This is a genomic window from Bacillus sp. RZ2MS9, assembly GCF_001816185.2.
Lineage (GTDB): Bacteria > Bacillota > Bacilli > Bacillales > Bacillaceae_G > Bacillus_A > Bacillus_A cereus.
Window position 1 is genome coordinate 3683273 of the sequence record NZ_CP049978.1, and the last position, 22508, is coordinate 3705780.

A 22508-nucleotide genomic window follows, 5' to 3' on the forward strand; every position below is an offset into this window, starting at 1 on the left:
ATTTTTTTCATTTCACAAAAATATTTGCTTAATAAAAAAATCCCAGCCTACAGGCTGAGATTTTTTATTGGTAATAAGGTGAGATCATTAAGTAAACAATAACACCAGATAAACTTACATATAACCAAATCGGCATCGTCCAACGTACAATTTTACGATGACGTGTTAATTGATTTGTAAAACCAAATACAAGTGCAAACAATGCAAGCGGTACAATAATTGCCGCCAGGATAATATGTGTAATTAAAATGATGAAATACACATATTTAATGAATCCTTCTCCGCCAAAATGTGTTGCTGGCGCTAAGTAATGATAAGATAAATAAGAAACACAAAATAGCAACGTCGTTGTAAATGCTGCCAGGATGAAACCACGGTGCATTTTCACATTCTTCTTAATAATAGAGTATAGAGCTGCTAATAAGAATACGAACGTAAAGCTATTAAAAATTGCATTTAACATTGGTAAAATTGTTACATCAAAATGTAATTCTCCTTCATAGCCAACAGGTCCAAAGAACAAAAATAAAATAATCGCATTTACAATTACAGAAAGCGTTATCACAATAGGAGCATAGCTTTTCTGATTTGTTGATTGATCCACCAAAATGGTCACTCCCTCTTCCTTCAAATATGTATACGTAACCTCACTATTTTAACATACTATTCACAGTGTAAATGTGACAATAGTTTGACACAGCAAGATAAGACAAAGAAAAAATCCTTCTTAATAAAACTTCTTAAGAAGGATTTTATCGCTTTATTATTCAAATAGCAACGCGATTAGTTTTTGTTAAAAAATGTATCGCTATATGCTTGAAAAATTTCAGACACTTGATATCCCATTAAAGAAATTGCTGTTAATGAAAAGAAACCAATCATAAGAAATCGAAACCACATATAAATCTCCTCCTTGTATTTAGCTTAAAAAACATTCGCTATATTACAAGTTGAGTGGCACTCTTCATCGTCACTTTCCTTTTTCCTTACAATTGCTGTAATAAATCGAATCATAAAGAAAATAACAAAAGGAATTTGTTCGTAATTCACATTGGCATAGTTTAGCAACGGCTCGCGCTGCATATCGAACGGGGATGAGAAGGAATAGAACATACCTTGCTCTTCCATATATACAATTACAATTTTCATGCAAAATACGATTCCTAGAAACGAAACAATATCTTGCCATTCTGTCGTATATAACAGGTTATACAGCTCTAATACGTACTCTTCCATTATCATCCCCCCTTCCTTTTTTACCATTTTGCTCGCCTTCGTATAAAAAGTCAAGAAAAAAGTTTATATCCACTATGACAATAGTAATTACTTGTTTCTATGATTATATATGATTCTTTTATAGCAATGACTGGGTGTAACTCTCTTCGAAAATTAGAAAATTAGAATCGAACAGATTCCTCATTCTTACTTTTAGGATTCAAAACTGTGCTATTTTTATTTCTATTAAAAATAAAATAAGAAAGTATGATAAGAACAGTAACAAACATTGTTAAAAGTGCTTGTGAACGTAAAGTATCAATTGCGAACATCGCAACTAAAACTGCTATAATAGCAACAATTGTAACATACGTTACATACGGAAAAAGCCACATTTTCACTTTCAAATTTTGTTGTTCCACTTTCCCCATTTTTTTACGCATCTTTAAATGCGAAACTGCAATAACGAGATAAACTAGTAACGCAATCCCGCCAGATGCATTCACTAAAAACAAAAAGACTTTATCTGGAGAAATGTAACTAAACACAACGCCAATATAAGCGAAGAAAGTTCCAAATAAAACGGCCCGAACTGGAACACCACTACTGTTCAATTTCAAAAACGCCTTTGGAGCATCTCCTCTTTCTGCCATCGAAAAAAGCATTCTTGAGTTTGTATATAAACCCGAATTTAAACAAGAGAGTACAGCTGTTAAAACGATAAAATTCATAATTTGTGCCGCAGCTGGTATTCCTATATGTTCCAATACAGCTACAAATGGACTTTTTAATATGTTTGCTGAATTCCATGGCAGTAGCGTAACAACTACCGCTATAGACCCAATAAAAAATACAAGAATACGCCAAATCACACTGTTTGTTGCTGTTTTTACTGCTTTTACAGGTTCTGCAGATTCACCTGCGGCTACCGCTACAATTTCTGATCCCATAAATGAAAATATAACGACAGTAATTCCAAGCAGTACCGAACTTATACCGTTTGGCATAAATCCACCTTGTCCAATTAAATTCGAAGTGCCGGGTGCTTCTGTTCCTGGAACAAATCCTAAAATAACAGCAAGACCTAGACAAAGGAACAAAATAATACTTATTACTTTAATAAAAGAAAACCAATATTCAAACTCTCCAAATGATTTCACCGAAAAAACGTTCGTCAGCGTTAATAAAATTGTTAATATTAAACTTAATAACCAAAGCGGTATTTGTGGAATCCAATATTGGATAATACCAGCACCTGCTGTGGCTTCTATTGCAATAACAATTACCCAAAAAAACCAGTATAACCAGCCTATTGTATAACCCGCCCAAGGACCAATCGCTTCTCTTGCATACGTTGCAAATGAACCACTTGTCGGATTAACAGCTGCCATTTCTCCTAGCATTCTCATGACGAAAATGACTAGAAGTCCTGCTAATGCATATGAAACGATAGAACCTGGTCCTGCCGAATGTACAACTGCACCACTTCCAACAAACAAACCAGCCCCTATTACACCGCCAATTGAAATCATTGTAATGTGGCGTATTTTGAGGTCTTTCTTTAGATTTTTATCCAAATCTTGTACATCCCCTTCCAAACTAAATTTTGAAATTTATGTAAGAGTACTGTGCGAAAGATTTTGTCCTATACTTTAAAATATATCAAAATATTCTGAATTCAACAATTAAAATTCAACCTCCTTCAAAAATTATTACATTAGGTTTAATACTTTCCCATACACAATTGTTGAGAAAATTATAGTCCCTTTACAAAAGAAAGAATTTTCAGATATTATTAAATAAACAAGATTATACATCTAGACAACTTTTTGTATAGGAGTGTTGATATGTTAAACAAGTTCAAATTTTTTTGTTGTATTTTAGTAATGTTCTTACTTCTACCGTTATCCCCTTTCCAAGCACAAGCAGCAAACAATTTAGGTTCAAAATTACTCGTTGGATACTGGCATAATTTTGATAACGGTACTGGCATTATTAAATTAAAAGACGTTTCACCAAAATGGGATGTAATCAATGTATCTTTTGGTGAAACTGGTGGTGATCGTTCCACTGTTGAATTTTCTCCTGTGTATGGTACAGATGCAGAATTCAAATCAGATATTTCTTATTTAAAAAGTAAAGGAAAGAAAGTAGTTCTTTCAATAGGTGGACAAAATGGGGTCGTTTTACTTCCTGACAATGCCGCTAAGGATCGTTTTATTAATTCCATACAATCTCTGATCGATAAATACGGTTTTGACGGAATAGATATTGACCTTGAATCAGGTATTTACTTAAACGGAAATGACACTAACTTCAAAAACCCAACTACCCCTCAAATCGTAAATCTTATTTCAGCTATTCGAACAATCTCAGATCATTATGGTCCAGATTTTCTATTAAGCATGGCCCCTGAAACAGCTTATGTTCAAGGCGGATATAGCGCATATGGAAGCATATGGGGTGCATATTTACCAATTATTTACGGAGTGAAAGATAAACTAACATACATTCACGTTCAACACTACAACGCTGGTAGCGGGATTGGAATGGACGGTAATAACTACAATCAAGGTACTGCAGACTACGAGGTCGCTATGGCAGATATGCTCTTACATGGTTTTCCTGTAGGTGGTAATACAAATAACATTTTCCCAGCTCTTCGTTCAGATCAAGTCATGATTGGACTTCCTGCAGCACCAGCGGCAGCTCCAAGTGGTGGATATATTTCGCCAACTGAAATGAAAAAAGCTTTAAATTATATCATTAAAGGAGTTCCATTCGGAGGAAAGTATAAACTTTCTAACCAGAGTGGCTATCCTGCATTCCGCGGCCTAATGTCTTGGTCTATTAATTGGGATGCAAAAAACAACTTTGAATTCTCTAGTAACTATAGAACATATTTTGATGGTCTTTCCTTGCAAAAATAACAAAGTAAAACTATAATTAGCCCTCATCAATCGGACATTTATGGGCAATCAATGCAGGATAAAAACAACAATAGGTCCCTTTATAGGTCCTATTGTTGTTTTTTACTTATGAAAATTACTTTGTCACATCTAAAGTTTTAAGAAACTCTTTTCCATCGACCAACATCGCACGTTCCTTGGAATCATATTGTTAAATATTCTAGTTACTATTTTGCTTCAACACAAAAATTGAAAGTTCAGGTACACTACAAAATCTAACAGGCATCCTAGTAGTCCCAATGCCACGATTTACATATAAATATAACGGCTTACTCTTCCCCTCTACTTCATACATACCTTCAACGTAGTGCTCAGCTAGTTTGGTAGTAATTAACGGACCTACAAAAGGAATTTGGACTTGTCCTCCGTGACTATGTCCTGACAGTTGAAGATCAACTGGGTAACGATTTATTTTGGTTACAACATCCGGCTCATGTACTAATAACATGTTGAAATCATTTTGTTTCAAGTTTTTTAAAGTTGAATCTATTTGCGGCTTCCCTAATAGAAAATCATCCAAACCTGATATTATAATATATTTGCCGTTTTCCACTTTAATTTTCTGCACTTCATTTACTAATACAGAAAAACCAGCTTCTTCCATATATTTTTTGTAAAATAAACTACCGCCCCCGCCCCTATCATGATTCCCAAACACAGCATATTTCCCTAAGGGAGCGTAAATTTTCTGCAAAATAACCTTCGCTTCTTCTCTTTCCGCACTATAAGACCCAAATTTATCTATTAAATCTCCGGTAAAAACTACTATATCTGGATGTAATTCATTCATCTTCTCCACTAAATGTTCAAGTTGTTTCAGTGTAAACTCTGGTCCTAAATGTACATCTGAAAACTGCAATATTTTTTTATTATTAAACTCTTTAGGAATTGTAGAAGCTTCTATTTCATTCCACGTAACTGTTACTAGTTTTCGTTCTATTTCTGTCGCATAATAATACAAACTTACTGGTATCATTAATATACTTATAAAACTAATAATAAATATCTTTACGATTGATTTTTTTCGTTCTTTTTTTACATGATTCGTATTCATGTTTTCACCTCTAGAAACACTTTAAATCCTTATTGTTACATTCATGTGACAACATGAACAATGTTATCAATATGTAATTCCCTCTCTATTCACTTTGACAATTTTATACAGAAGTCATAACATATTTTTATAATACATAGATTTTCGAAATTTTTTCTATTCATTCCATCATTTTATTACGGAGGGGTTATTCATGTCTGTATTTACACCAGAAGAAATTACGGAACTTGCTGCGAATTCCGGAAGAAAAAAAGCTCATTTATCATTACTCCCTATGTTAATTCTCGGTTTTTTTGGCGGTGCTTTTATAGCATTAGGGTATTTACTCGATATTCATGTTATTGGAACAATGCCAAAGGCTTGGGGATCATTTACTAGTTTTCTAGGCGCTGCTGTATTCCCTATTGGCCTTATTCTCGTTATTCTTGCAGGCGGTGAACTAGTAACTGGTAACATGATGACAGTTTCTATGGCCTGGCTTCAAAAGAAAATTACTTTATTTTATTTCATACGAAATTTAGTTATTGTTACATTTAGCAATTTCATAGGGGCTGTATTTGTAGCCTACTTTTTCGGTCATATCGTTGGCTTAACTGAAGGAGCTTTTTTAGCAAAAACTATTTCTATCGCTCAAGCGAAACTACAAGATACACCATTGCAAGCATTTATTTCTGCAATCGGATGTAATTGGCTCGTTTGTTTAGCTGTTTGGCTCAGTATGGGAAGTAAAGAATTTATCGGAAAGATTATCGGTATTTGGTTCCCGGTTATGACTTTTGTTGCGATTGGATTTCAACACGTTGTAGCCAATATGTTTGTCATCCCAGCCGCCATTTTTGCCGGTCATTTCACTTGGGCTGAATATTTTCCAAACTTTATTTTTGTTTTCTTTGGAAATTTAGTAGGAGGTATGTTATTTGTAGCACTACCTTACTTCATATCTTATAATAAGAAACTACCTGCTCATCAAGAGAAGACTGAAATGAAGAACAAATCTCTGTCCGCTTAAATGGAATGTCTATAAAGTGCCCTAAAAAATATTACAAATTTCATTTTTTTTGCGAATATATGTACGTACACTTGTTCTCGAATGTTTTATACGTTATAATAACAACTTAAATAGCATTATTTACATATGAGGTGAAAAACATGAACAAAACAGAATTAATTAAAAACGTAGCACAAAATGCTGAGATTTCTCAAAAAGAAGCTACTGTAGTTGTACAAACTGTAGTAGAATCAATCACTAACACTTTAGCTGCTGGTGAAAAAGTACAACTTATCGGATTCGGTACATTCGAAGTTCGTGAAAGAGCTGCTCGTACAGGCCGTAACCCACAAACTGGTGAAGAAATGCAAATCGCAGCTTCTAAAGTACCTGCTTTCAAAGCTGGTAAAGAACTAAAAGAAGCTGTAAAATAATGAAAAATATCCTTCTCATTTATGAGAAGGATATTTTTTTCATAACATAATTAATAAAAATCTGACCATTATGTTGTTTCTTTTGTTCTTTTATGCAAATAAAACCTTTACTTTCAAAAAAAGGTTTTGCGGTAATGCTCGCCTCTGTATATATCTCCCTATGCCCTAGGTTCACTGCTTCTTTTTCTAACTTCTGTAGTATGTATGAAGCGACTCTTTTCCCTTGATAATCTTTATGCGTAAATAAACGATCTACGTAACGATTATCGTTATAATCCCCAAACCCCACAATCACACCTTTATGATCCGCTACATAGCTAATATTCTTTTCTAAAGACTGTAACCAATTTTCTCTATCTAGTCGCTCCGGTGCCCACGCCTGTAGCTGTAACTCATTATAATCTTTTGCATTAACCGTATGAACTGTTTCATAGAACAATTGTAATACTTGATCTAAATCTTCTTTCTGGAATGTTCTAATTATAATATCTTTTAACATATATAAGTCTCCTTACGAAACTACCTCTTAACTTTTCTACTACATACGATTCTATATTTCTGCTTTATTATATCGTTTTAATTTCTATACGAACAAAAAAACAATACTTATTCAAAGTATTGTTTTTTAATTCTATTCAATTACTTAATGTAGCTCTTTAAGATTTTAATTTAACTCTTTGTAATCGTAATGCATTTAATACAACGGATACAGAACTAAATGCCATCGCTGCTCCAGCAACCCAAGGGGCTAAGAAACCTAATGCCGCAATTGGAATTCCTAACGCGTTATAAGCTAATGCCCAGAATAAATTTTGTTTAATATTTCTTATCGTCATTTTACTCATAAAGATCGCATCAGCAATACTATTTAAGTCACCGCGGATTAACGTTATATCCGCTGCTTCCATCGCTACATCCGTTCCCGTTCCAATTGCCATACCAATGTTCGCTGTAGCAAGAGCAGGAGCATCATTTATCCCGTCTCCAACCATCGCTACTTTCTTACCATTTGCTTGCAGTTTTTTCACTTCTTCTGCTTTTCCTTCTGGCAATACTTCTGCAATTACGTGATCAATACCAACTTGCCCCGCAATTGCCTGAGCAGTTTGTGTATTATCTCCTGTAATCATCACAACGTCTAGACCCATTTTTTTCAGTCTTGCGATAGCTGCTTTTGAAGTATCTTTTACAGTATCTGCAACGGCAACTATACCAGCATATTCTTTATCGATTGCAATAAGCATTGCTGTTTTTCCTTCTCGTTCTAGCGCTTCCATTGATTTAGAAACTTCTTCAATATCAATATTGAATTTCTTCATTAATCGACGTGTACCAATTAATAAGTGTTTTCCTTCTACAACTGATTCGATACCAAATCCCGGAATCGCTTCAAACGTTTCTGAACTTGGGATATCAATTTTCTTTTCTTTAATTCCTTCTACAATCGCTTCTGCAAGTGGATGTTCAGAATTTCTTTCTGCTGCCCCTACTAATCTAAGCAGTTCATTTTCATTGAATCCATCTGCTACAATTACATCTGTTAACACCGGCTTCCCATTTGTCACTGTACCCGTTTTATCTAAAATAACCGTATCTAATCGGTGCGTTGCTTCTAAATGCTCTCCACCTTTAAATAAAATACCATACTCTGCTGATCTTCCTGATCCTGCCATAATAGATGTAGGCGTTGCAAGACCTAATGCACATGGACAAGCGATAACAAGTACTGCTATCATTTTCTCAAGTGCTCCGCCAAAATCACCAGGTGTAACAAATATCATCCATACTGCAAATGTGATAATCGCAATCACAACTACAACCGGTACGAAAATACCTGAAATTTGATCTGCTACCCTTTGAATAGGAGCTTTTGAACCTTGTGCCTCTTCTACTACTTTAATAATTTGAGCTAATGCAGTATCTCTTCCTACTTTAGTTGCTTTCACTTTTAAAAATCCATTTTTATTTATTGTCGAACCTATTACTACATCCCCAATTGACTTATCAACAGGAATACTTTCACCCGTTAACATCGATTCATCAATTGCTGACTTTCCTTCTACAATCTCACCATCTACTGGTATTTTTTCACCAGGCTTTACATAGACGATATCACCAGCTACTACTTCTTCAATCAAAATTTTTATTTCTGTTCCATCTCGCACAACTGTAGCTGTCTTCGCTTGTAAACCCATCAATTTTTTAATTGCTTCTGATGAGCGCCCTTTTGCTTTCGCTTCAAATAATTTACCTAAAATAATTAATGTAATAAGTACCGCACTCGTTTCAAAATATAAATCTGTCATATGTTTCGAAGAACCAATAGATTGAATACTTAAATATACACTATAGAAATACGCGGCCGACGTTCCAAGCGCCACGAGAACATCCATATTCGCACTTTTATTACGTAACGCTTTATAAGCTCCAACATAAAACTGTCCACCAATGATAAATTGAACAGGGGTTGCAAGTGCTAGTTGCACCCAAGGGTTCATTAACATATCCGGTAAATAAATAAACGACGTAAATGAGAAATGACTAACCATTGCCCACAATAATGGGAAAGATAAAATAAACGAAATAATAAACTTCTTCTTTTGTCTTTCAATTTCTTGTAATCGATGATCAGTTGATGCATCTTGATCATCTGGTTTCACTTCTAATTTATATCCTAGCTTCGTAATCGCACTCTTCATTTCATTTACATTAACTTCATCAGGATTAAAGTCTACTGTAGCTGCTTCTAAAGCAAAATTTACTGTCGCTTTGTTCACACCATCTAACTTATTTAAACGCTTTTCAACTCTATTTGCACATGCTGCACATGTCATTCCTGAAACAGTAAATTCAGCTTTATCACTTACAATTCCATATCCTAACGATTCAACTTTTTCTTTAAACTGTTGCGGATTTGTTTTAGTTGGATCGTACATTATTTTTGTTTTTTCAAGTGCAAAATTTACATTCGCCTCATGAACACCTTCTACTTTTTTTAGACCTTTTTCAATTCTATTTGCACATGCCGCACATGTCATTCCTGATATTTGAAGATTGGCCTCTTTTTTTTCATTCATGTCTCTCACCTCTATATACCCTTATGAGGTATAATTATTAGCAAAATAAATCGTACTTCATTTAAAGTACGATTTATTTCCATATCTAAAAATAATTATTGAACATCGTATCCTTGGTCTTCGATTACAGCAACGATATCTTTTAATGTTACGGCAGACGAGTCGATAGTAACTTCAACAGTTCCTTCTGCTAATTGAACCTTCACTTGTTCAACACCGTTTAGCTCTTTCACACTGCTTTCGATAGCATTTACACAATGTCCACAAGACATACCTTCAACTTGTAATGTTAACTGTTCCATTTAAAATCCTCCTCTTGTTTCTTCATTCTTTGTTAATCACAATTACATCTTACCATACCCCCCTAAGGTAATCAATGGTTTTGTATCATGATTTTTCAATTATTTTCTAAAAGTTTATTTTACACACACTTTTTCACATCAATACCCCGAAACCTTATTATGAAGGTAAACAAAAAAAAACAAGCCAGTGACATACTAGCTTGTTTTTACGCTTTTGAAAAACGTTCAAATACAGTCATTAATTCTTCAATTGCTTCGTCACCATTGCCATCTTTAATAGCACCTGAAACACAATGACTTGTATGGTTTTTTAATACACCCATTCCTACTTTTTTCATCGCTGCATTAATCGCTGAAATTTGCACTAAAATATCCACGCAATAACGATCATTTTCAATCATATTTTGAATACCGCGGACCTGTCCTTCAATTCTCTTTAATCTATTTATAATTTGTTCTTTTTCTTTTTCTGATCTATGTGTTACCGCTTCATGCTCTTTATGACCCATATTATCACCTTCTTAAAGTTTCTCTTCATCCAATAAAACAATTGCTTTTACGAGTATACCAATTATAGCATTAATTATCTATGTATGATACCCCATATGAGTATATTTCCGCTTTATGATTATTCTTAACAACGCATTAGCTTCTTAATCTCAATTTTCAGTATACCCTTTCTTTTTTTCAAAAAAATCATTATATCTCTCATTAAAGTTCAATAAAATGAAACAAGAATAAGCGGGGATTACCCGCCCCCGCTTATTCTTTGTCTATAATATTAAAAACTTAATTTTCAGCTATTTAATCCAAGAGTTTTTTCTTTCCATATATGATTATTGCTGATCGCATACTTTTGTATCATTCACTACTGAAGTTCCTTCAACGGTTACCGTATGAAAACAGTCATTTACTCGAACTGTTACAACATTATCTTGCCGGTCAATGATATGATATTCATTAAAATTTTTATTCAGAGCACTGCGAATTTGTTCTCCTTCATAAATTGGGATGCCATGCGATAGAACCCAAATAAGTCCAGCGATAGCAAGAATAGTTTTCATACGATCTACCTCCTTGGGAATATAGTGAACTTTTAATCCATACTTTTTCAGCTCTACAAATCATGATCGGAATAAACCGAGCCTTTTTGGAAATAAGTTCATTTCGTCTATTTTATGTTTATGCTAATTGTGACCGTTTTGTGACAACTTTTTGTCTCTTTAGACGAAAAGTTGAAACAAAACTTTCAAAAAGGACAATTCTACATATCAAAAAAGGTTATGGAATGTTTCATCCATAACCTTTTTTCCTATATGTAACTAATAAATCTCAACCCTTTACTTAAAGACGTCGGCACAACAGATGCATGATTCTCCCCTTCAGCTTCATAAAACTTAAATTTAAGTTTATCGTGGTTTACTTGGAGAAGGCGCTCTGATAATTCATTTGCACCTACAACCATATGCTCTCGTTCTAGTGACCCAACTGTAAGGAACACTCCTGTTTCAAACTTAGCATTGTTTAATTCATTTATAAGGTTCTCTTCTTTTTCAAGTACGGATTTATTATTCCACCATATAGATGGACTACTAATAAAATAATTTTGAAAAGCATTTAAGTTTGTAAATAGTATATGGAGAGCAAATAATCCACCTAAAGAATGCCCAAATAACGTTTGCTTACCTTTATCAATCTCAAAATTCTTTTCAATTTGTGGTTTCAGTTCTTCTTCAATAAAAGTAAAGAAATTATGTGCTCCTCCTGTTTTAGGCCACGGTTTACCGTCTGGTTTTAAAGGGGCATCTTTTGAAATTACGCTAGGCGTAAAATCATAACATCTTTCTTCCCCTGAAAATGCGCCTTCAATTGGATAACCCACTCCTACTATAACAGCTGGTGAAACACCAGTTTTTTCCGCTCTTACTGATTGTATTTTAACTGCTTCATGAAATGTTTGAAAAAAGGCATTGCCATCTAATACGTAAATGACAGGATATCCTGAATCCGGTGCTGGTTGCCTCGGCTTTGAAATATGAATTTGATATTCCTTACCTTCTAATTTTGAATACATTTTCCATTGTTCTGTATTAGATATTATAATCTGCTGTTTTTCAACTGTAGTATTCACCCTATCCCCCCCTTTTTAACTTGTTACATATATTTCGATTTTTTCTTCTTGAGATACAACGCTATCATAACCGAAACAAACAGGAGCCCCGTTATACGGATCAATCATGACACGTGCATCAATATGAAATACTTCTTTTAATACTTCATTTGTAATGATTTCTTCTGGGCTACCAGTTGTAACAATTTCTCCTTCCTTCATTGCAATAATTTCATCTGAAAATCTTGCTGCATGGTTAATATCATGTAATACCATAACAACCGTACAATTATGTTCTTTATTTAACTTCTCCACAATTTGTAATACATCTAATTGATGAGACATATCAAGGTATGTAGTTGGCTCATCTAATAGCAATACTTCTGTCTCTTGTGCTAATGCCATCGCTAGCCATACCTTTTGTCTTTGACCACCTGATAAATTTGCAATTTGTCTCGTTCGAAATTCAGAAGTTTTCGTTATATTTAATGCCCAATCAATCATTTCTTTATCTTTTGTCGTTAACTTATTTACGTTATTTCGATGTGGATAGCGTCCATAAGAAATTAATTCTTCCACTTTAAGTTCACCTGGTGCAATTGGAGTTTGCGGGAGTAAAGCTAACTGCTTCGCAATTTCTTTCGTTGAAATTGTATGTAAATCTTGCCCTTGCAAATATACTTTTCCGCTTTTTTGTTTTAAAATTCTTCCCATTGTTTTTAACAATGTCGATTTACCGCAACCGTTTGGACCTATAATTGTCGTTACTTTTCCTTCTTGTATTTCCACATTTAAATCGCGAAACACTGTAAGCTTTTCATAACTTGTTTCTAAATTTTTTGCACTTAAAATACTCACTTTTATTCCTCCTCTTACGCTTTCGCCTTATAAAGTAAATATAAGAAATACGGTACACCGACAATAGAAATAACGATTCCAACTGGTAACTCTACAGGTGTGAAAACTGTTTTTGCAATAAAGTCTGAGGCAATTACAAGAAACATTCCGATTACGCCGCACGTAGGAATTATATACTTATGTTGAATACCGACAAGTCTTTTCGCTATATGCGGTGCCATTAAGCCAATAAAACCGATACTCCCTGAAACAGCAACACATGCACTCACAAGCCCGATACTGCTTAATAATAAAATCGATTTCTCTCTTTCTACTGAAACACCTAAACTTGTAATACTTGTTTCTTCCAATTGGAATAAATCTAATAAATAAGCTTTCTTTTGTATAAGTGGAATTAAGATAATAAGCCATGGTAACATAGCCACAATATACTTCCAGTTCGCACTATATATGCTTCCAGACACCCACACTGCAGCCATCTCGAAATCAGTTGACTTCATTTTGAGTGATAAGTACATAGAAAAAGCTCCAAATCCCGATCCAATTGCAATCCCTGTTAATAAAAGTCGCTGCGAATCTAATTTACCGTTTTTCCAAGAAAACAGATAAATGATGATAGCTGCACCTAATCCACCTACTAAACCAAACATTGGCATCATCATAATAGAAACCCAGTCTGTGCTTTTTAATTGTCCTTGAAAGAAAAACATAAAAATGACAATCGCTGTTCCCGCTCCGGCATTTACTCCTAAAATACCTGGGTCCGCCAATCCATTTCTCGTAATCCCTTGAATAACAGCACCTGCAACACCAAGGCCTAATCCTACTAATCCAGCAATTACGATACGCGGAAGACGAAACTCAAAAATAACTAAATCATGTTCTGGTACTGGATCAATTCTAAAAAGTGTTTTAAATACATCTGTAATCGTAATGTCGAACGTACCATTTGTTAAACTAATATAGATAGCACATAGTATGAAAAATATAATAATCCCCATCGTCATTCCGAAACGTTGACTTGAACTTTTAAGCATGTCTCTCTCCTCCTCTAGTACGGATTAAATAAAGGAAGAAAGGAATTCCAATTAAGGAGGTAACGACTCCAATAGGTGTTTCAAATGGATAGTTTACAAATCTACTCAAAACGTCACATAACGCTAAGAAAACGCCACCAATAACACCTGCACATGGCAAAATCCACTTATAATCTACCCCAATTATAAAGCGGGTAATGTGCGGAATAATTAAACCTACAAAACCAACTTTCCCCACTAAAGCAACTGCTGTTCCTGTTAAAAAAATTACCGATAAAATTGCCATCGCTTTAACTAGTTTTGTACGCTGTCCTAAATTAATAGAAACCTCTTCGCCTAATGAAAGAATGGTAATAGATTTTGATATTAACAATGCTAAAATTATTCCAATTATCCCAAACGGTATCGTGATTTTAATTATATTAGGATCTACTTGATCTAACTTTGCATTAAACCAAAAACTAACATTTTGAGAAATTTGGAAATACGAAGCCATTGCAGCCGATACACTGCTTAAAAATGTTCCAATAACTGTTCCTATAATCGCTAACCTAACTGGTGATAAGCCATTTTGAAGGAGCGAACCAAAACCAAACACGATACCGGCTCCGAGTGCAGAACCAATCATTGAACATATAACCATACCAATTGATGACATTCCTGGAAGAAAAATCATACAAAGTGTAATAACAAAGGCAGCACCATCCGTCACACCCATAATAGAAGGGGATGCAAGATAGTTTCTTGTCATCCCCTGCATAAGTGCTCCTGATATGGCTAGAAATGCTCCGACTAAAAGAGCTGCAACTACCCTTGGTAAACGTGAAGTAATAATAATATTATGATTTACATCACTTGAATCAAAATGAAATAATGCGTTCCACACTGTTTCAGCATCAATACTTTTCGCCCCATACAAAATCGAAAGTATAACTGTAAATAAGATGAGTATGGGTGCTATACATAATATAGTTACTGGTACTGCATTTGTTTTCTGCATATCATTCAACGCACCTTACTTATTGTATTATTTAGATAAATTTTTCACTGCTTCTTTTAAGAAGGCAGTTTTACTCCAAGCAGTACCACCTTGCGCCATTGGATCTACAACGTTTACAAATACTTTCTTTTCCTTCGCAGCATTCATACTTTGCCAAATTGGATTACTTTCAATTTCTTCTAACACTTTTGGATTTTTATTTTCACTTGCCTCATATTGTAAGAAAATATAATCTGGGTTAAGTTCAGCAAGTTTTTCAAATGAAATTTTCTCTTGTGCTTTTACAGTTTTCAATTGTTCTGGAGCAGTTAGTCCAAGATCTTTATAAATTACAGGGTTGAAGTATACTCCTTCTGGATATAGGAATAATTCGTTTGCTCTTAGTCTAATGACAAGTACTTTTTTATCTTTTAACTTATCTCCTAGTTTTGCTTTTGCTTTTTCAGCGTCTGAATTGTAGTCTTTAATAATTTTTTCTGCTTTATCTTTTTTACCAGTTAATTCTCCCATTAACTTTAAGTTATCTTCCCAATTTGTTGAAACGTGTGATACCGGGAATGTAGGAGCTACTTTCGTAAACTTTTCAGCTGTTTCTGCTGGGAATTTCGTACTTGATGTAATCACATCTGGTTTTAATTGTAGTAATGTTTCGAAATTGGGTTGCATTTTCTCACCAACAGATTTCGCACCTTCTAACTCTTTTTCCAGGTATTTTGGTAGTTTACCACCTACAGTAATGGCACCAACTGGTTTAATTCCAAGTACTGCCGCATCTTCCATTGACTCTAAACTAGCTGTCGCAATTTTATCTACTTTTGCTGGCACTGTATATTCTTTACCTAAATATGTAATTTTTCGTTTTTCATCTTTTTTCGTTTCCGTAGCTTTTGTCTGTTGTTTTTGCTCGCCTGAAGTTTTATCCGCACTATTACATGCCGCTAAACCTACACTTAAAACTGTAACCATCCCTAAAGTAAATAATTTCTTGTTCATCTTTATATGTCTCCTCTCAAATTTTCAAACTATATTCTCAATAGAATTTAACTATATGAATCTTATCCCATATATATATTTCATTAGATTAATAATTTTATCCAGAACTCATTCACGTTCACTTCCCCTAGACTATAATTCTTTTACGCCTTCATCACTTGATAATCATTTTCACTGATAATGATTATCGTTACTAAGTATATATTTAATATGAAATTATTTCAAGAATGATTTGAAAAATTTTAACAAACTGAATTAAAAAAAGAAGTATCTCCCTAATATTAGGGAGATACTTCTTTTTTTAGAAATTTATATGCAATTCAACTGGACAATGGTCTGATCCCATCACTTCACTATTAATTTTCGCTTCTGTTATTTGGTCTTTCATTCTTTCCGAAACAACAAAATAATCTAAACGCCATCCGATATTTTCACCTTTGTAATCTTGCTCTTACATTTATGAATACATACATACGCACTTTATTCAGGTTATACTAATTTCAGAGGTGATGTTCTTTGCACAATGAAGGAGTTATATTAACAAATGAGTATTGGCAAGCAATTATTCATAACGATTCTTCCTATGATAGCAAATTCTTTTATGCTGTGAAATCAACTGGAATTTTTTGCAGGCCATCATGCAAATCAAGAATACCGAATAGAAACAATGTACGAATTTTTCATCATGCAGAGCAAGCATTAAGCGAAAACTTTCGCCCGTGCAAACGTTGTAAGCCAAATGGGATCACTTTACCTAATGAAGAGTGGGTAGAACAAATTAAAGACTATATCGAAAAGCATTATGACGAATCCTTAACTCTCGACATGCTTGCGGAAATGTGTCACGGTAGCCCTTTTCATTTACAGCGTACTTTCAAAAGAATAATAGGGCTAACTCCTATAGAATATATACAACAATTCAGGGTTCTTAAAGCAACCAAATACCTTTTACACACAAATCAATCTATTAAAGAAATTAGTACTGCTGTCGGGATAGAAAACCCAGAGTATTTCGCAACTTTATTTAAAAAGAAAACCGGATTTACTCCTACTGAATATCGAAAAAAGAACGAAATGAAAGAGGGATACGATAATGAATTCCTACAAAAATAATTATATATATTGGACGCTACTTACACATAAAAATTGGCGATTTCATATTGCTGCAACTGAAAATGGACTATGTTTCATTGGATCACAAGACGAAAACTTTGAAGAATTAAATATATGGGCTAGAAAAAAACTGCCCCAACATATATTGATTCATAGTCCAGATTACTTGCAAATATATACGCAAGAAGTTATCGAGTATTTAGAAAATAAGCGAGAAACTTTTACATTTCCTATCGATGCTTATGGAACTAATTTTCAATTATCTGTTTGGAATACGGTACGTGAAATTCCTTATGGAAAGACATATTCTTATACAGAAATTGCTGAAAGAATTCAAAAACCTAAAGCTGTGCGCGCCGTTGCTTCTGCTATTGCTGCTAACCCTCTCCTTATTACTATTCCTTGTCACCGTGTTATTGGGAAGAATGGGAAACTAACCGGATTTAGGGGTGGATTAGAAATGAAGAAAAAATTGCTTACATTAGAAAAGTTACAGGTGGAATTCATATGACAGCAGAATATAATAGCGCATTATCTATAACAGTTCCAAAAGAATTTTGTTTCCAAGAAAATTTACGTTATCTATCACGTTCTAACAATGAATGTATGTTTCATATTGAAGATAACAAAATTTATAAAGTTATCCCTGTTCAAGATGTAAATCCTTTAGTTGAAATTAGTGTGAATACAGATGGCAATATTCAAATATGTTGTTTAGAAGAATCATATACATCTGAAAAATCGATACGTGAAGCTGTAGCTAACTATGTAAAAGAATGGTTTGATTTAACTACTGATTTAGCTCCCTTTTATACATTAGCTAAACATGATTTACTCCTTCAAGGACCAATTGAACAATATTATGGCCTTCGTACTTTAGGTATTCCAGACTTATTTGAGGCACTTTCCTGGGGAATTATCGGTCAACAAATTAACTTAACATATGCTTATACGCTAAAAAGAAGATTAGTTGAGCAATTTGGCAGTTATGTAGAATGGGACGGTAGAAAGCATTGGATATTCCCATTACCTGAAACAATTGCAAATCTACATGTAGAAGATCTCCAACAATTAAAAATGACGACTAGAAAATGTGAATATTTAATCGGTATTGCGAAGCTTATTACAGAGAGAAAACTATCAAAAGAGGATTTACTGCAAACACAAGATGTAAAGGTTGCTGAGAAACAATTAACCGCTATCCATGGTATAGGACCATGGACTGCCAACTATGTTTTAATGCGTTGTTTAAGATTTCCTTCAGCTTTTCCAATTGATGATGTTGGTCTGCATAATGCAATTAAATTTATAACAGGCTCCGAAAATAAACCGACTAAAAATGAAATAAAAGATTTCGCGGCAAACTGGGCTAATTGGGAGTCTTATGCGACTTTTTATTTGTGGCGAGTACTATATTAAAAGAACCAAGTAGCACATTCGTACTACTTGGTTCTTTTTTAAGCTTGCTCCTCAAAACGTCTTGCAATTTCCACAATAACTTGAACAGCTTTTTCCATAGTATCTACCGAAACATACTCAAATTTACCGTGATAGTTTTCACCACCAGTGAAAATATTCGGCGTCGGTAATCCCATATATGATAATTGTGATCCATCTGTGCCTCCACGAATCGGATGAATATTTGGTTCAATGTCTAAACTTTTCATTGCTTCATATGCAATATCAACAATTTCTCTTACCGGTTCAATTTTTTCAAGCATGTTATAGTATTGATCATTCATTTCTAAAACGACTGCATCTTCGCCATATTTTTCTTGCATAGTCTTCACAATATTTTTAACGTTATTTTTACGTGCCTCGAAATTTTCACGATCAAAGTCTCGAATAATATAATACGCTTTACTTTGCTCAACATCACCATTTAAAGAAAGTAAATGATAGAATCCCTCATAGCCTTCTGTATATTCTGGCGCCTCTTCTACTGGTAAATACCCGTTAAACTCCATAGCTAGTTTAGTAGCATTGCGCATTTTATTTTTCGCTGTTCCAGGATGTGTATTCGTTCCGTTAAACGTTAACTTAGCACCTGCAGCATTAAAACTTTCATACTCTAAACCACCTAATGGACCTCCATCCATCGTATAAGCGAATGATGCACCAAACGCTTCTACATCAAAATGCGCTGGCCCACGACCAATTTCTTCATCCGGTGTAAATGCTACTCTTATTTTCCCGTGCTTAATTTGCGGATTATGTATTAAATGGTTCATTGCAACCATAATTTCTGTAAGACCAGCTTTATCATCTGCTCCTAGAAGTGTTGTACCATCAGTTGTAATAATGGTATGTCCTTTATATGATGGTAATTCCGGGAACTGCTCTGGTGTTAACACAACATTTAGCTCTTCATTTAACGTAATTGCATTACCATCAAAATTTTCATGAATTTGTGGTTTGACGTTTTTCCCTGTAAAGTCTGTTGCCGTATCTAAGTGGGCTAAAAATCCGATTACAGGAACATCCTTGTCCGTATTAGCTGGAAGTGTTGCCATTACATAGCCATTATCATCCATCGTTACTTCTGTTAAACCAATTTCTTTTAGCTCTTCCACTAATAACTTACCAAACTCAATTTGTCCTGGTGTTGTTGGTACTGTATGGCTTTCTTCATTTGATTGCGTATCAATTTTTACATATCTCGTAAATCTTTCAATAAGTTCTTGTTTCAAGTTCATTCACTCCCTTTTATGTTTCTCCCTCCATTATAATCCTTAAAACGAAATATTTTAACTTTTTTGACTGTGAAGATGTATATTTCATTTACATTGTTAACACTTTTACATACTTTACATAACAAAAAGAAAATTAGTGAACATATTTAAAGTACAGCTTAATACAAATAAATTCACCCTATTTACGACTCTCATCGCAAATAGGGTGTTTCTGTTTTTATCTCGCAATTTAAGAATATATACTACTCATTTACAATAAAAGTATATACATCATCATAAATACAGCCATTTACTTTAATCACATACTTCCCAGGTTTATTAAAACTAATTGTGTATTTATTTAACTGAATTGCTTCTTTATCTCCAGAAAGAATATCAATACTTCTGCCACTTAATACATACAATTCATTTAGATTCATCGTTACATCAATTGTATTGAAATTTTCCACTCTCACTTGCTGTGCTTCCGCAACGCTTACACTTGGTTCTAAAAACAGTAGTCCACTTAATCCAATCGTCCCCGCTAAAGCAACTCCCGCAAACTTTTTAATCTGTTTCATTACAATGACCTCCTTATAGATTTTGTGTAAAGGCAATGTCCCCCTTACACCACAAAGCCTATATGTAATGAAATGAAAAGTAAACGGGGACTGTAAGACAAAATTCTACATCTTTTTCTCATATTGAATATAAATCCAACGTTTAGAGTTTTGACACATTTAAAATTGTTTCCCTAAACCAATTTCCTCATACTTTATTCAAATACTGAATAATTACTTATTGATTCAACATTCTAAAAATAGTTGATAAAGATACTTTCTATTCAAAAAAAAGATTTTGCTATAAAGTAACTTTTACAACAAAATCCATGTAACTAATTTTATTCCTCTTTCCATAATCTCTCCACATTCATTAATTGTTCTTCTTTAAACTCTATCTTATATATATCCGGTTTTGACGTATTCATTAAAAATTCAAAACCATATTGTTTATCAAAATAATTTATCATTAATGTCATGACAAGCCCATGTGTACCAATTACAATTTTGCGTCCTTGAAAATCCAATAAGATTTCTTTTAATACTTTCACTACTCTTCTCTGGCAATCTGCATATGACTCTCCTTCCGTTCGTGCAAAGTCCGGATTAGAGAACATCTTCTGTACAAGTGGATACACCTCTTTGTCTGATATAACCTGATCCTCACTTGAAAACATACACTCTTTAAGATTTTCATATACTACTATTTCTTTTTCATGGAAATTAGCTGACTCCTCTATCGTTAGCATAGTCCGATTATAAGGACTTGAAATAAAAGTATCAATCCTCTCCGCTTTTAATATGTCAGTTACTCTACGGGCATCCATATGTCCCCTCTCAGTTAACCCGCGCATTCTTTCATTTCCTTCTAGTTTTGGTGATTCACCATGTCTAACCATATAAATATATGTGCTCATAATTTCTCCTTAAAATTTTTTATAAAGTGAAACTTTAATTAGCCCTCACTAATCGGGCTTTTACAGGCAGCCCGCCCCCACCTAATTTCTTTGCTTCCGCTAAATTTTGAGGTGGGGGTCTTACTGCCCGGCAAATAGCGAGATAAGTTAATAAATCACGTTCATTTATCCCATTTCAACACTTAGGCGTAATACTAAAATACTTTATAAACTGTGCTGATTTGTTCGTCTAATCCATTCTCCTACTAAACTCTCAAATAATTCAGGCTGCTCAATTTGCAAATTATGCCCTGCCATATCTAACACTGCTAATGTTGCTCTTGGATATTCTTCAATAATTTCTATAATATTTTGATAACCTACTGATATATCTTGTCTTCCAGTCAGTAAAAGAACGGGATTTTCATATTTTTCACGCTGAAAATCCATAGTAAGAGAGTAATTCTTTTGCAACCTTTCAATAAATTCATCATTAGCAACATCTAACCCAGGCTTAATTTCTTCTTTAAATCGCTTATATGTATATTCATTTGCTATTACAGCTAACTCACAAAATTCCTCTCTTTCTGTGGAAGTGAGCGTATTTAAAAATTCCTCATCTTGTACAATTACCTGTTTATCTGGAAGAATCCTTTTTTCTGGCTCCGCTACAACAACAGGACATACTAATAGTAATCCGCTAACTCTCTCAAACATCTTTGCAAGTATACCTTTGGCTAAATAGCCTCCATATGATTCTCCTACCAATAAAAATTTTTCAGTAGAAATGATTTCCTCAATAAATGTGATAAGCACTTCTACTATACGATCTGAACTATTTATCCAATTTGGAGCATTCGATTTTCCCATACCAGGTAAATCAATATATATTCGCTTATAACCTTCATACTTCTGAAATACTGATTCCATACATTTCATCATTAACCTATGGTCAGGGGAGCAGCCATGTATGATAATGACTGGTTTACCCTCTCCCACAATTTCATAGTATATTTCTGCATCTTTAATTCGATATATCATAAAAAAGCCTCCCTATTTAGTGGCAATACTATTCCACTCTGTAAGAATACACGTTCTTATTTTATATGCAATTTTGCATCTCCACTTACAAATCACTAAAAAAACTTTACAATTCAAAGGATGACTAAATATACAATTTCTATTTAAAGTCTTGATACAGTCTATACTATCAACCGCAATATTTTTTCA

At 34.0% G+C, this 22508-nt stretch carries 24 protein-coding genes and 1 pseudogene; 6 read left to right on the top strand and 19 right to left on the bottom strand.

Annotation, left to right across the window (positions count from 1 at the left end; genetic code table 11):
- Nucleotides 1-64 precede the first annotated feature (64 nt).
- From BHV55_RS18660 to gabP, 3 genes are all read right to left on the bottom strand, one after another.
- Nucleotides 65-607, bottom strand: a complete 543-nt coding sequence (locus BHV55_RS18660) for a DUF420 domain-containing protein (RefSeq protein WP_000228314.1) — start codon at nt 605-607, stop codon at nt 65-67.
- Nucleotides 608-924: 317 nt separating this feature from the next.
- Entirely contained in the window at nt 925-1263 is a 339-nt protein-coding gene (locus BHV55_RS18665) for a hypothetical protein (protein WP_002005644.1), read from the bottom strand.
- A gap of 134 nt (nt 1264-1397) precedes the next feature.
- Nucleotides 1398-2792, bottom strand: a complete 1395-nt coding sequence (gabP, locus tag BHV55_RS18670) for a GABA permease (protein ID WP_048567529.1) — start codon at nt 2790-2792, stop codon at nt 1398-1400.
- Between the two features lie 270 nt (nt 2793-3062).
- On the opposite strand from gabP, the gene BHV55_RS18675 reads away from it, so the two are divergent.
- Nucleotides 3063-4145: a chitinase gene (locus BHV55_RS18675; RefSeq protein WP_069605130.1), complete on the top strand. Its 1083-nt coding sequence runs from the start codon at nt 3063-3065 to the stop codon at nt 4143-4145.
- 199 nt (nt 4146-4344) lie between these two features.
- Here BHV55_RS18675 and BHV55_RS18680 read toward each other — a convergent pair whose 3' ends face one another.
- The gene (locus BHV55_RS18680; protein ID WP_001095345.1) at nt 4345-5238 is read right to left on the bottom strand and encodes a metallophosphoesterase; all 894 of its coding nucleotides are present in this window, start codon (nt 5236-5238) and stop codon (nt 4345-4347) included.
- A gap of 193 nt (nt 5239-5431) precedes the next feature.
- On the opposite strand from BHV55_RS18680, the gene BHV55_RS18685 reads away from it, so the two are divergent.
- Together BHV55_RS18685 and BHV55_RS18690 are read left to right on the top strand one after the other, a co-directional pair.
- Nucleotides 5432-6247 carry a formate/nitrite transporter family protein gene (locus tag BHV55_RS18685; RefSeq protein WP_000110530.1) on the top strand — a complete coding sequence of 272 codons (816 nt, stop codon included), beginning with the start codon at nt 5432-5434 and terminating at the stop codon, nt 6245-6247.
- Between the two features lie 140 nt (nt 6248-6387).
- Nucleotides 6388-6660 (top strand): HU family DNA-binding protein, encoded by a 273-nt coding sequence (locus BHV55_RS18690; protein WP_001043904.1) that lies wholly within the window; start codon nt 6388-6390, stop codon nt 6658-6660.
- Between the two features lie 19 nt (nt 6661-6679).
- On the opposite strand, the gene BHV55_RS18695 is transcribed toward BHV55_RS18690, so the two are convergent.
- The 11 genes and pseudogenes from BHV55_RS18695 to BHV55_RS18745 form a co-directional block, all read right to left on the bottom strand.
- Entirely contained in the window at nt 6680-7159 is a 480-nt protein-coding gene (locus BHV55_RS18695; RefSeq protein WP_048567528.1) for a GNAT family N-acetyltransferase, read from the bottom strand.
- Nucleotides 7160-7316: 157 nt separating this feature from the next.
- Nucleotides 7317-9737 (bottom strand): heavy metal translocating P-type ATPase, encoded by a 2421-nt coding sequence (locus BHV55_RS18700; RefSeq protein WP_070756901.1) that lies wholly within the window; start codon nt 9735-9737, stop codon nt 7317-7319.
- A 95-nt stretch (nt 9738-9832) separates the two neighbouring features.
- Entirely contained in the window at nt 9833-10039 is a 207-nt protein-coding gene (copZ, locus tag BHV55_RS18705; protein ID WP_000436973.1) for a copper chaperone CopZ, read from the bottom strand.
- 206 nt (nt 10040-10245) lie between these two features.
- On the bottom strand, nt 10246-10548 hold the full coding sequence (locus BHV55_RS18710) for a metal-sensing transcriptional repressor (protein WP_000509876.1): 303 nt from the start codon (nt 10546-10548) through the stop codon (nt 10246-10248).
- A gap of 327 nt (nt 10549-10875) precedes the next feature.
- A complete protein-coding gene (locus BHV55_RS18715) occupies nt 10876-11103 on the bottom strand; it encodes a hypothetical protein (protein WP_000849103.1) in 228 nt (75 codons plus the stop codon).
- Nucleotides 11104-11351: 248 nt separating this feature from the next.
- Complete coding sequence (locus BHV55_RS18720) at nt 11352-12170, bottom strand: alpha/beta hydrolase (RefSeq protein WP_001098697.1); 819 nt, start codon at nt 12168-12170, stop codon at nt 11352-11354.
- Nucleotides 12171-12185: 15 nt separating this feature from the next.
- On the bottom strand, nt 12186-13007 hold the full coding sequence (locus BHV55_RS18725; protein ID WP_000025773.1) for an ABC transporter ATP-binding protein: 822 nt from the start codon (nt 13005-13007) through the stop codon (nt 12186-12188).
- 14 nt (nt 13008-13021) lie between these two features.
- A complete protein-coding gene (locus BHV55_RS18730; RefSeq protein ID WP_000920436.1) occupies nt 13022-14044 on the bottom strand; it encodes a FecCD family ABC transporter permease in 1023 nt (340 codons plus the stop codon).
- A complete protein-coding gene (locus tag BHV55_RS18735; RefSeq protein ID WP_001173053.1) occupies nt 14037-15044 on the bottom strand; it encodes a FecCD family ABC transporter permease in 1008 nt (335 codons plus the stop codon). The genes BHV55_RS18730 and BHV55_RS18735 overlap by 8 nt, the downstream gene beginning before the upstream one ends.
- Nucleotides 15045-15071: 27 nt before the next feature.
- Nucleotides 15072-16037 (bottom strand): iron-hydroxamate ABC transporter substrate-binding protein, encoded by a 966-nt coding sequence (locus BHV55_RS18740; protein ID WP_001035506.1) that lies wholly within the window; start codon nt 16035-16037, stop codon nt 15072-15074.
- Between the two features lie 301 nt (nt 16038-16338).
- A pseudogene (locus BHV55_RS18745) lies at nt 16339-16476 on the bottom strand (exodeoxyribonuclease III); the annotation flags it as partial.
- 77 nt (nt 16477-16553) lie between these two features.
- Here BHV55_RS18745 and BHV55_RS18750 point away from each other — a divergent pair.
- The 3 genes from BHV55_RS18750 to BHV55_RS18760 are packed head-to-tail and all read left to right on the top strand — an operon-like array spanning nt 16554 to nt 18569.
- Nucleotides 16554-17150 carry a bifunctional transcriptional activator/DNA repair enzyme AdaA gene (locus BHV55_RS18750; protein ID WP_000551300.1) on the top strand — a complete coding sequence of 199 codons (597 nt, stop codon included), beginning with the start codon at nt 16554-16556 and terminating at the stop codon, nt 17148-17150.
- Nucleotides 17131-17661: a methylated-DNA--[protein]-cysteine S-methyltransferase gene (locus tag BHV55_RS18755; RefSeq protein WP_001089839.1), complete on the top strand. Its 531-nt coding sequence runs from the start codon at nt 17131-17133 to the stop codon at nt 17659-17661. The genes BHV55_RS18750 and BHV55_RS18755 overlap by 20 nt, the downstream gene beginning before the upstream one ends.
- A complete protein-coding gene (locus tag BHV55_RS18760) occupies nt 17658-18569 on the top strand; it encodes a DNA-3-methyladenine glycosylase 2 (protein WP_048567525.1) in 912 nt (303 codons plus the stop codon). The genes BHV55_RS18755 and BHV55_RS18760 overlap by 4 nt, the downstream gene beginning before the upstream one ends.
- A gap of 38 nt (nt 18570-18607) precedes the next feature.
- Here the strand turns inward: BHV55_RS18760 and pepT are convergent, their stop codons facing one another.
- The 4 genes from pepT to BHV55_RS18780 form a co-directional block, all read right to left on the bottom strand.
- The gene (pepT, locus tag BHV55_RS18765) at nt 18608-19840 is read right to left on the bottom strand and encodes a peptidase T (RefSeq protein ID WP_000807014.1); all 1233 of its coding nucleotides are present in this window, start codon (nt 19838-19840) and stop codon (nt 18608-18610) included.
- Nucleotides 19841-20085: 245 nt separating this feature from the next.
- Nucleotides 20086-20403, bottom strand: a complete 318-nt coding sequence (locus BHV55_RS18770) for a hypothetical protein (RefSeq protein ID WP_000809497.1) — start codon at nt 20401-20403, stop codon at nt 20086-20088.
- 320 nt (nt 20404-20723) lie between these two features.
- Complete coding sequence (locus tag BHV55_RS18775; RefSeq protein ID WP_070756902.1) at nt 20724-21299, bottom strand: histidine phosphatase family protein; 576 nt, start codon at nt 21297-21299, stop codon at nt 20724-20726.
- Between the two features lie 204 nt (nt 21300-21503).
- Complete coding sequence (locus BHV55_RS18780; protein WP_000640342.1) at nt 21504-22319, bottom strand: alpha/beta fold hydrolase; 816 nt, start codon at nt 22317-22319, stop codon at nt 21504-21506.
- Between the last annotated feature and the right edge of the window lie 189 nt (nt 22320-22508).

Excerpts from the sequence above, each read along its gene's own strand:
- BHV55_RS18665 (WP_002005644.1), bottom strand. The coding sequence starts at position 1,263 with ATGGTAAAAAAGGAAGGGGGGATGATAATGGAAGAGTACGTATTAGAG.
- BHV55_RS18675 (WP_069605130.1), top strand. The coding sequence starts at position 3,063 with ATGTTAAACAAGTTCAAATTTTTTTGTTGTATTTTAGTAATGTTCTTA.
- BHV55_RS18680 (WP_001095345.1), bottom strand. The coding sequence starts at position 5,238 with ATGAATACGAATCATGTAAAAAAAGAACGAAAAAAATCAATCGTAAAG.
- BHV55_RS18685 (WP_000110530.1), top strand. The coding sequence starts at position 5,432 with ATGTCTGTATTTACACCAGAAGAAATTACGGAACTTGCTGCGAATTCC.
- BHV55_RS18690 (WP_001043904.1), top strand. The coding sequence starts at position 6,388 with ATGAACAAAACAGAATTAATTAAAAACGTAGCACAAAATGCTGAGATT.
- BHV55_RS18695 (WP_048567528.1), bottom strand. The coding sequence starts at position 7,159 with ATGTTAAAAGATATTATAATTAGAACATTCCAGAAAGAAGATTTAGAT.
- BHV55_RS18700 (WP_070756901.1), bottom strand. The coding sequence starts at position 9,737 with ATGAATGAAAAAAAAGAGGCCAATCTTCAAATATCAGGAATGACATGT.
- copZ (WP_000436973.1), bottom strand. The coding sequence starts at position 10,039 with ATGGAACAGTTAACATTACAAGTTGAAGGTATGTCTTGTGGACATTGT.
- BHV55_RS18710 (WP_000509876.1), bottom strand. The coding sequence starts at position 10,548 with ATGGGTCATAAAGAGCATGAAGCGGTAACACATAGATCAGAAAAAGAA.
- BHV55_RS18715 (WP_000849103.1), bottom strand. The coding sequence starts at position 11,103 with ATGAAAACTATTCTTGCTATCGCTGGACTTATTTGGGTTCTATCGCAT.
- BHV55_RS18730 (WP_000920436.1), bottom strand. The coding sequence starts at position 14,044 with ATGCTTAAAAGTTCAAGTCAACGTTTCGGAATGACGATGGGGATTATT.
- BHV55_RS18735 (WP_001173053.1), bottom strand. The coding sequence starts at position 15,044 with ATGCAGAAAACAAATGCAGTACCAGTAACTATATTATGTATAGCACCC.
- BHV55_RS18740 (WP_001035506.1), bottom strand. The coding sequence starts at position 16,037 with ATGAACAAGAAATTATTTACTTTAGGGATGGTTACAGTTTTAAGTGTA.
- BHV55_RS18755 (WP_001089839.1), top strand. The coding sequence starts at position 17,131 with ATGAATTCCTACAAAAATAATTATATATATTGGACGCTACTTACACAT.
- BHV55_RS18760 (WP_048567525.1), top strand. The coding sequence starts at position 17,658 with ATGACAGCAGAATATAATAGCGCATTATCTATAACAGTTCCAAAAGAA.
- BHV55_RS18770 (WP_000809497.1), bottom strand. The coding sequence starts at position 20,403 with ATGAAACAGATTAAAAAGTTTGCGGGAGTTGCTTTAGCGGGGACGATT.
- BHV55_RS18775 (WP_070756902.1), bottom strand. The coding sequence starts at position 21,299 with ATGAGCACATATATTTATATGGTTAGACATGGTGAATCACCAAAACTA.
- BHV55_RS18780 (WP_000640342.1), bottom strand. The coding sequence starts at position 22,319 with ATGATATATCGAATTAAAGATGCAGAAATATACTATGAAATTGTGGGA.